We start from the raw sequence: 11,582 nt of genomic DNA, 5'->3' as shown, positions 1-11,582 counted from the left end.
ACTCTGGAAGCCCTCATTCTTTCATGAAGGAGAATTACATCATGTCATCCAATCAAATCGCTCTTAAGAACCTTGTTTCTATGGAAACTCTGTCAAATGAAGAAGTTATGGCCTTGATTAAACGCGGAATCGAATTTAAAAATGGCGCTAAAGTCCATTATGATGAACAGCATATCGTATCTAACCTCTTCTTTGAACCTTCTACACGGACCCACAAGGCCTTTGAGGTAGCAGAGTTGAAGTTAGGCTGCGATCTTCTGGACTTTGATGTCAAGACCAGCTCGGTCAACAAAGGAGAAACCTTGTATGACACTATCCTGACTATGTCTGCCCTTGGCGTCGATGTTTGTGTCATTCGCCATCCTGAAGTGGACTATTACAAAGAGCTAGTGGAAAGCCCGACCATTACGACTTCTATCGTAAACGGAGGAGACGGTTCTGGTCAGCATCCTAGCCAGAGCTTGCTGGACCTGATGACCATTTATCAAGAGTTTGGTCGCTTTGAAGGACTCAAGGTTGCGATTGCTGGTGACTTGGATCATTCGCGCGTGGCTAAGTCAAATATGCAGATTCTCAAGCGCTTGGGGGCGGAGCTCTACTTTGCAGGTCCGGAAGAATGGCGGAGCCAAGAGTTTGCGGACTATGGTAAGTTTGTCACCATTGATGAGGTGATTGATCAAGTGGATGTCATGATGTTCCTGCGCGTGCAGCATGAGCGCCATGACTACGAGTCCATCTTTTCTAAAGAAAATTACCACAGACTGCATGGGCTGACTCAAGAGCGGTATGACCGAATGAAAGATACAGCAATTCTGATGCATCCGGCTCCAGTTAACCGCGATGTAGAAATTGCGGATCACTTGGTCGAAGCACCAAAATCGCGCATCGTTGAACAAATGACCAACGGCGTCTTTGTCAGAATGGCTATTATCGAAGCAGTTCTGAAAGGTCGTCAATAATCTCGGACAGTAGGCCGGGAGTGGGTGAAGCTATGTGAAGCAATCCCACTCCCTATTATTATATTTTGATGTGGAAGGCCGATAGGCAGTCTGCATCTTGGACAGGAGGGAACAATGGCAAAGAGACTTTTAATATTAGAAAATGGCATGATTTTTGAAGGGGAAGCTTTTGGAGCGGATCTTTTTGTGACAGGGGAAATCGTCTTTAACACAGGCATGACAGGTTATCAGGAATCAATTACGGACCAGTCTTACAATGGCCAGATTTTGACCTTTACCTATCCCTTGGTTGGAAATTATGGTGTCAATCGAGACGACTATGAATCTATTCTGCCGACCTGTAAGGGAGTGGTAGTCTATGAGTATGCACGTCGTGCCAGCAACTGGCGCCAGCAATTGTCTTTGGATGAGTTCCTCAAAATCAAGAAGATACCAGGCATTTCGGGAATTGATACAAGGGCACTAACCAAGATTATCCGCCAGCATGGAACTATGCGGGCAACCATTGCCAATGCGGATGATAGTATTGAGCATTTGCAAGACCAGCTGCAGGCTACAGTTCTGCCGACGGATAACATCAAGCAGGTGTCTACTAAGCAGTCCTATCCAGCTCCGGGAACGGGTCGCAGTGTGGTATTGGTGGACTTTGGTCTCAAGCACTCTATCCTGCGGGAGTTAGCCAAACGCAACTGCAGCGTGACGGTGGTGCCTTATGATACCAGTGCTGAGGAAATTCTCCAGCTCAATCCTGACGGCGTCATGCTCTCAAATGGACCGGGCAACCCGGAAGATGTACCGGAGGCTCTGGATATGATTCGTGGTGTTCAGGGCAAGATTCCAATTTTCGGGATCTGTATGGGACATCAGCTCTTCTCCATGGCTAACGGTGCTAAGACGCATAAGATGAAGTTCGGCCACCGTGGTTTCAACCATGCGGTGCGGGAGATTGCGACAGGCCGAGTTGACTTTACCAGTCAAAATCACGGCTATGCCGTCAGCCGTGAGGATTTGCCGGAATGCCTGATAGTGACTCATGAAGAAATCAATGATAAGTCCGTCGAAGGTGTGCGCCATCGGGATTATCCAGCCTTTTCTGTGCAGTTCCACCCAGATGCTGCGCCGGGACCGCATGATGCAGACTATCTCTTTGATGAATTTATGGAAATAATGGATGCCCATCAGGCTTACTAGGACGCAAGATTGAGAGGTACACTATGCCAAAACGTAAAGATATTCAGAAAATTATGGTCATCGGTTCTGGTCCTATCGTCATAGGCCAGGCTGCAGAGTTTGACTATGCAGGAACTCAGGCTTGCCTGTCCTTGAAAGAAGAGGGCTACAGTGTTGTCTTGGTTAATTCTAACCCAGCGACCATCATGACGGACAAGGAAATTGCGGACCGGGTTTATATCGAGCCTATCACGCTGGAGTTTGTTGCGCGGATATTGCGTAAGGAGCGGCCAGATGCTCTTCTGCCTACTTTGGGCGGCCAGACCGGACTCAATATGGCCATGGAATTATCCAAGTCAGGGCTTTTAGAAGAGCTAGGAGTAGAGCTCTTAGGAACAAAGTTATCGGCCATTGACCAAGCGGAAGACCGAGACCTTTTCAAGCAGCTGATGGAAGAGCTAGGCCAGCCCATCCCTGAGTCAGAGATTGTCAATACAGTTGATGAAGCACTGGAATTTGCGGCTGGCATCGGCTATCCAGTCATTGTCCGTCCGGCATTTACACTGGGAGGAACTGGGGGCGGTATCTGTAGCAATGAAGAAGAGCTGCAGGAAATCGCAGAAAACGGCCTCAAACTCTCTCCAGTGACTCAGTGTCTAATCGAGCGCTCCATAGCAGGCTTTAAGGAAATCGAATATGAAGTCATGCGGGATGGTGCCGACAATGCGCTGGTCGTATGTAATATGGAAAACTTTGACCCAGTCGGTATCCACACAGGAGATTCTATCGTCTTTGCACCTAGTCAGACTATCTCAGACTATGAATACCAGATGCTGCGGGACGCCAGTCTCAAGATTATCCGAGCGCTGAAGATTGAGGGCGGCTGTAATGTGCAGCTGGCTCTGGACCCGCATAGCTTTAAGTACTATGTCATCGAGGTCAATCCACGGGTTTCCCGCTCATCAGCTTTAGCCTCTAAGGCAACTGGCTATCCGATTGCCAAGCTGGCGGCTAAAATCGCGGTCGGGCTTACATTGGATGAAATCATCAATCCGGTAACAGGCTCTACCTATGCTATGTTTGAGCCGGCTCTGGACTATGTGGTCGCTAAGATTCCACGCTTTCCATTTGATAAATTTGAGCAGGGTGAGCGCCGTCTGGGAACCCAGATGAAGGCGACAGGAGAAGTCATGGCTATTGGCCGCAATATTGAGGAGAGTCTGCTCAAGGCTTGCCGCTCTCTGGAAGTTGGTGTGGACCACAATGAGCTGCCTGATCTCAGCCAAGTAAGCGATGATGAGCTGATGAGGAAGATTGTCAAGGCGCAAGACGACCGGATTTTCTACATCTCAGAGGCTATTCGTCGTGGTTACAGTCCAGATGAAATTGCTGAGCTGACCAAGATTGATGTCTTTTTCCTGGATAAGCTGCTCCATATTTACGAAATCGAGCAGGAGCTGGCCAGTCATATCGGAGATAGTTGTGTGCTCAAGAAAGCCAAGCAAAATGGCTTTGCGGATACTAAGATTGCTGCCTTGTGGTACATGACAGCTGAGCAGGTACGTCGCATCCGACAGGAGCAGAAGATTGTGCCGGTTTACAAGATGGTGGATACCTGTGCTGCTGAGTTCGAGTCTGCGACACCATATTTCTACTCCACCTATGGCTTTGAAAATGAATCTGTCAAATCCAGCAAGGAATCTGTTCTGGTGCTGGGCTCAGGTCCTATCCGAATCGGGCAGGGAGTCGAGTTTGATTATGCGACTGTTCATTCTGTAAAGGCTATTCAGGCAGCAGGCTATGAAGCGATTATCATGAATAGCAATCCAGAGACTGTATCAACTGACTTTTCTGTCTCTGACAAGCTCTATTTTGAGCCGCTGACCTTTGAAGATGTCATGAATGTTATTGAGCTGGAACAGCCTAAAGGTGTTATCGTTCAGTTTGGCGGGCAGACAGCCATTAATCTGGCAGAGCCACTGTCCAAGGCTGGTGTTAAGATTTTAGGCACCCAAGTAGCGGACTTGGATCGAGCTGAGGACCGGGATCTCTTTGAGCAAGCGCTGAAGGAGCTGGATATTCCACAGCCGCCGGGTCAAACAGCTACTAATGAAGAGGAAGCAGTAGAGGCTGCTCGTAAGATTGGCTTCCCCGTTCTGGTGCGACCATCCTATGTCTTGGGTGGCCGTGCCATGGAAATCGTAGAAAACGAAGCGGATCTACGCTCTTATATGCGGACAGCGGTTAAGGCCAGTCCAGACCATCCGGTTTTGGTGGATTCTTACATTGTTGGGGATGAGTGCGAGGTGGATGCCATTTCAGATGGCCGTCAGGTCTTGATTCCAGGGATTATGGAGCATATCGAGCGGGCAGGGGTTCACTCAGGGGATTCCATGGCGGCTTATCCGCCGCAAACCTTATCTCAGAAAGTAAAGGATACTATTGCAGACTACACCAAACGTTTGGCCCTGGGACTGAACTGTATCGGCATGATGAATATTCAGTTCGTCATCAAAGATGAGCAGGTCTATGTCATTGAGGTCAATCCACGAGCCAGCCGGACCGTTCCTTTCTTGTCCAAGGTGACCGATATTCCGATGGCGCAAGTAGCAACTCGTTTGATTCTTGGGGAAAGCTTGGCAGAGCTGGGCTATGAAGATGGTCTCCATCCAGAAAGTTCCATGGTTCATATCAAGGCGCCAGTCTTCTCCTTTAGCAAGCTAGCGAAGGTTGATAGTCTTTTGGGACCTGAGATGAAGTCTACCGGCGAAGTCATGGGCAGTGACCGCACTTTGGAAAAAGCGCTCTACAAGGCTTTTGAGGCTTCCTATCTCCATCTGCCAAACTTTGGAAATGTCGTCTTTACTATTGCAGATGATAGCAAGGAAGAAGCCCTGCAGCTGGCTCAGCGTTTTGCTAATATTGGCTATGGTATCTGGGCAACCAAGGGAACAGCCTCCTATTTTGAAAATCATGGTCTCCATGTTCGTCTGGTGGAAAAAATCGGCAGTGATGATAACAAGGACATCCCAGCCTATATCCGCAAGGGCAAGGTTCAGGCTATTATCAACACGGTCGGAACCAAGCGGACAGCAGATAAGCATGGTCAAATTATCCGTAGCTCAGCGATTGAGCATGGAGTGCCTCTCTTTACCGCCTTGGACACAGCTGATGCCATGCTGAAGGTACTGGAAAGCCGCAGTTTCACTACAGAAGCGATTTAGAGATGGAGTTTTCAGTTCCAGATTGTCATTTGACAGTCTCAAAGTCGGAAAAGTAATCTCATACAGTTAAGCTTGAAAAATGAATCTGTATAAGCTTATTCTGTCCTTGAATAGTGATAGTAAATAACCTTTCAAATATAATGAATTAAAAGCAAAGAGGAAGTGGGAAAGAATCCTACTTCCTTTTTTCTTTATTTTCTTAAAAAACTTGACAAAGAAGTTGACAAAGTGTATGATATTAACCAGTTAATAAACCGGTTAATAATTAGTTAAGGAGATATTATGAAACGAGCTTTAAAATTCTCAGCTTGCCTTAGCATGCTGGCCCTGGTCTTGTGTCTCTGGGCTTGTCAGTCTCAAAAGGAATCCAGTCCATCCAGTACGTCGCAAGGATTGAGGATTGTAACCAGCTTTTATCCTATTTACTCCATGGTTAAGGCTATATCGGGCGATCTGAATGACGTACGCATGATTCAGTCTAGCAGCGGTATTCATGATTTTGAGCCTTCAGCCAATGACGTGGCAGCCATTTATGATGCAGATGTCTTTGTCTATCACTCGCGGACTTTGGAGTCCTGGGCTGGAGAGCTGAATCCTAGTCTTAAGAATTCCAAGGTTCAAGTCCTTGAGGCTTCTCAGGGAATGGAGCTGGATCGAGTCGCTGGCTTAGAAGATGTCCAAGCAGGAGAGGGAGTGGATGAGAAGACGTTCTATGACCCCCATACCTGGTTGGATCCTCAGAAGGCTGCGGAGGAAGCTCAGATTATCGCCGACAGGTTATCAGAGCTGGATAGCGACCATCGGGAGACTTATCAGGCCAATGCCCGAAAATTTCAAGAAGAGGCCAAGGAGCTGACAGAACGCTATCAGAAGATTTTTGATAAAGTGCCCAACAAGACCTTTGTCACCCAGCATACAGCCTTTTCTTATCTGGCCAAGCGCTTCGGGCTGACCCAGCTGGGCATTGCTGGTATTTCACCAGAGCAGGAGCCTAGTCCGCGCCAGCTGACAGAGATAGAAGACTTTGTCAAGGAGCACGAGGTGAAGACCATTTTTGTGGAAAGCAATGCTTCTTCCAAAGTGGCTCAAACCTTGGTCAAGGCGACCGGTGTACAAATCAAGGAGCTGAATCCTCTGGAAGCAGACCCGGCCAATCAACTATCTTATTTAGAAAATTTAGAAAAAAATTTAGCCGTTTTAGCTAAAGATTTGAAAGGATAAAGGAAAACCATGAAAAAGAAATATTTCCTTGCTTCAGCTGCTGTATTAGCTCTTGGTTTCGGAACTTACGGGCTTATCCAATGGCAAGCTCAGCCCCGAACTCAGTCCAAAGATAATAAAGTAGCCTATATTTCGGATGACAAGACTGATAAAAATAAAAATTTGACATCTGACCAAATCAATGATGAGGAAGGTATTGAAGCAGAGCAAATCGTCGTGAAAATCACGGATCAGGGCTATGTCACTTCCCACGGAGACCATTATCATTACTTTGATGGAAAGGTGCCTTTTGATGCTATTATCAGCGAAGAGTTGATTATCCGAGATCCTAATTACACGCTGCAGGAAGCAGATATAGTCAATGAGGTCAAGGATGGCTATATCATCAAGCTAGATGGGAAGTATTATCTCTACCTCAAGGATGCCAAGCATACCAGTAATGTCCGCTCGGTAGATGAGATTGCACGACAGAAGAAGCTGCATAAGACCAAGGAAGAAGGCGATAGTGGCAAATCTTCCACTACAAAATCAAGCAGAACTCGCGATTTCAGTCAACCTAGCAAGTCCTTAGCTGCGGGAAAGACGACAGCAGACCTTGCAGGAATTTCCCACCAAGGGCAAGGGGGATATAAAACGGATGATGGTTATACGTTCAGTCCCTCTGACGTCATCGAGGATACTGGCGATGCTTTTATCGTGCCGCATGGCGGGCATTTTCACTATATTCCTAAGAGCGACCTGTCGCCGGCGGAATTGGCAGCAGCTCAGAGCTACTGGAATAGCAGGCAGGCCGGCGGACGAGTGAATCCCCCTAACTACGGCAGGACGATTGCTTCTTCCAATGCTTGGAATCAGAATAGTGCTGTCAATCAGGGTGGAGCCGTCTCAAATCCGTCTCCACAGCTGCCAAATCATTCAAAGATTGAGCAGCCAAGTCCTAGCTTAGCGGTTACTCAGCCGAGTCCGTCCAATCCGTCTCAACCATCTCAGCCATCATTGCCAAGTTTGCTGCAGCAACTCTATGCCCTGCCTCAATCTCAGCGCTATCATGAAGGGGACGGCGTGGTGTTTGATCCGCTGAAAATCAGCCGTCGGACAGAAAATGGAGTCGTTATTCCCCACGGAGACCATCATCATTTCATTCCTTATGACAAGCTGTCAGACTTGGAAGCTAAGATTGCCCGCTTGATTCCTATTGGTTATACTTACCAGCCTCTGGGAGATCCACTGCAAGCTTTGAAGCCTCAGCTACCGTCACAGCCTGATCACGACCATGGTTTCCATGCGGAGGCTGTCATTGGCAAGGACGACCAAGGCTACATGGTATCGCATGGAGATCATGCTCATTACTTTTACAAGAAAGACTTGACTGCTGAACAGATTCAAGCAGCGGAGCAAGTCTTGGCCAAGCAGCAACCAGTAAAACCGTCTGCAGCAGTCAATGACGCTGAACGCTATTCACGCGATGCCAGCGATGAGGAGAAGATTGCTTATATCTCCCAAACTTATGGCGTTCCCAAGGAGGCGGTTCGCATCTCAAATGGCTTCTTTGTCTTTAATAACCCTGATCAAGCCTACGATCCGACTCATATCCACCCCTATGCTGTTCGCAAGGAGCATGTTCGCATTCCTCTGGTAACGGGTAATGCAGAGCTGGACTTCATGAATGAGCTCTACACAACAGCCTTGCGCTCAGGTCTTTCGCCTTACAGTCTGCAGGTAGAAAATGGTCAATTTGTCATTCCTCATGGCGACCACAACCACTATATCAAGATCCAGTCCAAGGGCGCAGCAGCAGCCTTGAAAAATCGTCTGCCTCAGATTCAATCTAAGTATGAGCAGGGCGATTATGATGAGGCTGCTGTTTTGCAGAAAGTAGAAAGGCTAAAAGCGGACAGTCAGCGTCTTTATGCCGATGATCCTCTTATGCAGCGGCGGATTGAGCTAGCTTTGGGACAGTTTGTGGAAACTATGAAGAAGCTTCCTAGCAACTCAACAGCTGGTTATCTGAACAGTTTGGATAACTTTGATAAGCAGTTTATCCATGTGGATCAAACGGTCAAGCCAATCCAAGAGACCGAGCTGGACAAGACCTATCAAGGACTTTTGGAGAGAATGAACCGACTTGACACGGATAGCTATGGATTGAAGAAAGCTGACTTGCTGCAGCGTCTGCAAAAGGCATATGCCAGCCAGAATCAAGCTGAAATGGCAGAGCTTGGACAAGTATTATCCGCTTTAGAAGATTATCATGATCGGACAGGCGTCACAGCGGTTGATTATATTCGTTATTTCTACCAAGCTTTGGAGGATGGGCGTTTGAGCCCTGAGCTGCGAAGAAAAGCAGCTGGGCTGACCTTGACTCTCTATAAGTCTCAAGCCTTTATAGAAGCGACCAATCTCCAGCAGCTTTTCCCTGCTCTCTATCAAACTAAAAAAGAGATTGCAGCTGCCCTAGCTAGCGGTCAGCCTTCTCCATCCTCTGAAAAGACAGAGCTGGATCAGGGAGAGCCAGATCAGCCAACCTATAAGGCCATGATTTATGACTTTTTGAAAGGTATTTATGATGATTTTGGCACCTCGGATGATAGCGAGAAGAGCGCTCAAGCCCTTGTCTTCCTTGGAAAAGCGCAGGAATTGCTAGGAGAAATAAGGGACCAAAACAGTCGGGCAGACTATACAGCTAAAATCTTGGAATTAGGCAAGGAATTAAAGAGCAGTAGCTCAGATAAGCAAGCTCTGCTGGCAGCAAGTCAGAAGCTTTTGGACCAGATGAGCCGGACCATTGCTGGGCAAAAGGAAGAGCCAGCTAATACGGAAAATCAGGAAGTTTATCAACAGCTTTATAATCTGCTCATGTCTATCCATCAGTATTTGGAAAAGAATCAAGGAAGTGAGCAGCAATACCAGCAGCTGGACCAGCTTTTTGATAAGCTTGGACAGAGAGCTACAGACAAGAAAGAGCTGCTGAAGGAAATTTTGGCCTTTCAGCAGTCACTCGTCCATCCTAAGGAAACAAACGAGTCTCATTCTCAGCATAAGGAAGATGATGACTATCACTTTAATCTGCAGGATATGGTCGGAGCGGATGAGCAAGGCTATCGGGTAGCTCATCTGGATCATGAGCACTATATTTACAAGAAGGACTTGTCAGAAACTGAGCGCCAAGCAGCAGATGCCTATGCGGTACAAAAAGGGTTCCTGAAAGCACCGGCTGAACAAGCTGTTTCTGGTCAGCCAGCCAGCAGCAGTGTTCCAGAAACGGCGCAAAATGGCAATCTACCTTCCGAATCTGCCACTGGAGAAGCAGCTCAAAACCAATCTGACAAACCAGCAGAAGCTTCGACAGCTGCAAATCCAACTGGTCAATCAAGCTTAGCAGCGAGTTTTGGCATGACAGAGGAAGCATTCAACCAGAAATTGCAGGAACTTTCTCAGCTCTACGGTGTCAGCCCAGAGACTTTCAACTATAATCCAGCAACCAGAAGCGTCAGCTTTACAGGAACTGACGGACAGCTGAAAACTGTTCAGATTAACTAAGCTTACATTTTGATGCAAAACAAGAATAAAACGAATGATGAAGACCAAGCCAAGTCTAAGACCGTCATTCGTTTTTGATTTACACAAGCCTATACTTATTTGATTGATATTGTGTTAAAATAAACAGAGACTGATAGATGAAAGGATTGTCGTCATGACAGAAAAAGAACTACCCATCAAAGAATATCTTAGAGTAAAAAAAGAAGCTATTTATAGCCGCCTTATATTCTTGCTAACGGCCGTTACAGGAGCTATTCTATCCTTTATTTTGATTCATTCAGGATCTAGGAATCTAATCTTTGAAAATGTTTCAATTGGCTTAGTTGTGTTTGCAGGTGTTGTTATATCAAGGCCGTATTGGACAAAAAAGAAACAATACGAGAATCAGTATCCAGAATTGAAAGGAATGTCTACAAGAGGTACTGAAGCTTCTGGGAATTTTTGGGGAAAACATCTGATTGTATATCCAGCCATTTTTGTTTATATGGCTTGGGCCTTTTTCGCTTCTTATCATCCTGTTCAAAATCAGGAGATAATAGATGTTGATCTTCCGGCGATTAGTACAGAAACTGAGTATAGTTTGGATTTTCCAAAATCGGATAGTTCAGCGAGCACCAGCGACAGTCAAGGAGATACTCAATCTGAGGCTTCGTCGGTCGGACAAGAGGAAGAGGTCAATAAATGAATAAAAGAAAACTATTTATTTTAGTGATAGCTGTCTTACTAGTAGCTTTTGTAGCTTTGTTTATCTAAAAAAACAATTCTTTTCTTCCTCCAAGCCAAAGGAAGAGTCCAGAAAGGAAATATTAAATGATGAAATTTGGAAAATTTAAAAATTTACAGCATGTATCTACTCATTTACCACAAATAAATATTCCTCGAGCAAAAAAACTGTTGATAAATACATTTCAACAATTTCTATTAGAAAATCCTCTATTAATAGAAGAGTTAAAAGAGTACTATTTTCATGTTATAAAAATTGCAAGTCAACGATCTTATGAAGAATTACTAACCTTGTTAGCTAAGTATCTGGAACTTCCATATTTTTCTGAAATTAAGTACTCATTGACCAACTATAGATTGGTAGCCAAGGTTGAATTTGAAAATAGTATGGCAGAATCATTAAAAAATCAATTGCTATCTGACTTAATTTTATTAATTAATCTGACATTTGATTTTTCCAAAGTTGATAATAACAAAGTTTTTAGTTTTATCTCGAAAATTGACTATACTTTGTTGAGAGAGCTCCTTGATTCTACAATAGAAATTATGAACAATGCAGAAAATATAAATTATGAAAAATTAAGTAAATTATTTACAATAATTTCCCAAGATGAGAATATCTTTGAAAATCTTCAAAACTCTAAAAGTAAGAAGAAAATTTTGTTGAGTATTATCAAGTAGATTGAAAAGAAATTATTGTAGATGGGGGAGGAATATGAAGTGAAGATAGCACGCTTAACACCAC

The 11,582-nt window shown here is 45.4% G+C and carries 7 protein-coding genes; all 7 read left to right on the top strand.

Annotation, left to right across the window (positions count from 1 at the left end):
• Positions 1 to 41: 41 nt before the first annotated feature.
• The 7 genes from HMPREF9389_RS02135 (at position 42) to HMPREF9389_RS02165 (ending at position 11,518) form a co-directional block, all read left to right on the top strand.
• The gene (locus tag HMPREF9389_RS02135; RefSeq protein ID WP_002917113.1) at positions 42 to 959 is read left to right on the top strand and encodes an aspartate carbamoyltransferase catalytic subunit; all 918 of its coding nucleotides are present in this window, start codon (positions 42 to 44) and stop codon (positions 957 to 959) included.
• Between the two features lie 114 nt (positions 960 to 1,073).
• Positions 1,074 to 2,150 carry a carbamoyl phosphate synthase small subunit gene (locus HMPREF9389_RS02140; RefSeq protein ID WP_002930730.1) on the top strand — a complete coding sequence of 359 codons (1,077 nt, stop codon included), beginning with the start codon at positions 1,074 to 1,076 and terminating at the stop codon, positions 2,148 to 2,150.
• A gap of 23 nt (positions 2,151 to 2,173) precedes the next feature.
• Positions 2,174 to 5,353 carry a carbamoyl-phosphate synthase large subunit gene (carB, locus tag HMPREF9389_RS02145; protein WP_002930729.1) on the top strand — a complete coding sequence of 1,060 codons (3,180 nt, stop codon included), beginning with the start codon at positions 2,174 to 2,176 and terminating at the stop codon, positions 5,351 to 5,353.
• 282 nt (positions 5,354 to 5,635) lie between these two features.
• Complete coding sequence (locus tag HMPREF9389_RS02150) at positions 5,636 to 6,574, top strand: metal ABC transporter solute-binding protein, Zn/Mn family (RefSeq protein WP_002930728.1); 939 nt, start codon at positions 5,636 to 5,638, stop codon at positions 6,572 to 6,574.
• Between the two features lie 9 nt (positions 6,575 to 6,583).
• Positions 6,584 to 10,114 carry a pneumococcal-type histidine triad protein gene (locus HMPREF9389_RS02155; RefSeq protein WP_002930727.1) on the top strand — a complete coding sequence of 1,177 codons (3,531 nt, stop codon included), beginning with the start codon at positions 6,584 to 6,586 and terminating at the stop codon, positions 10,112 to 10,114.
• Positions 10,115 to 10,268: 154 nt separating this feature from the next.
• Positions 10,269 to 10,799 (top strand): hypothetical protein, encoded by a 531-nt coding sequence (locus tag HMPREF9389_RS02160; protein WP_002930726.1) that lies wholly within the window; start codon positions 10,269 to 10,271, stop codon positions 10,797 to 10,799.
• A 125-nt stretch (positions 10,800 to 10,924) separates the two neighbouring features.
• On the top strand, positions 10,925 to 11,518 hold the full coding sequence (locus HMPREF9389_RS02165; protein ID WP_002930725.1) for a hypothetical protein: 594 nt from the start codon (positions 10,925 to 10,927) through the stop codon (positions 11,516 to 11,518).
• Positions 11,519 to 11,582: the final 64 nt, after the last annotated feature.

The sequence above is a fragment of the Streptococcus sanguinis SK355 genome (genome assembly GCF_000212855.1).
Lineage (GTDB): Bacteria > Bacillota > Bacilli > Lactobacillales > Streptococcaceae > Streptococcus > Streptococcus sanguinis_A.
This window is presented reverse-complemented; position numbering and strand designations above follow the sequence as displayed.

Coding starts and splice junctions, on each gene's coding strand:
- HMPREF9389_RS02140 (WP_002930730.1), top strand. CDS start 1,074: ATGGCAAAGAGACTTTTAATATTAGAAAATGGCATGATTTTTGAAGGG.
- HMPREF9389_RS02160 (WP_002930726.1), top strand. CDS start 10,269: ATGACAGAAAAAGAACTACCCATCAAAGAATATCTTAGAGTAAAAAAA.
- HMPREF9389_RS02150 (WP_002930728.1), top strand. CDS start 5,636: ATGAAACGAGCTTTAAAATTCTCAGCTTGCCTTAGCATGCTGGCCCTG.
- carB (WP_002930729.1), top strand. CDS start 2,174: ATGCCAAAACGTAAAGATATTCAGAAAATTATGGTCATCGGTTCTGGT.
- HMPREF9389_RS02135 (WP_002917113.1), top strand. CDS start 42: ATGTCATCCAATCAAATCGCTCTTAAGAACCTTGTTTCTATGGAAACT.
- HMPREF9389_RS02155 (WP_002930727.1), top strand. CDS start 6,584: ATGAAAAAGAAATATTTCCTTGCTTCAGCTGCTGTATTAGCTCTTGGT.
- HMPREF9389_RS02165 (WP_002930725.1), top strand. CDS start 10,925: ATGATGAAATTTGGAAAATTTAAAAATTTACAGCATGTATCTACTCAT.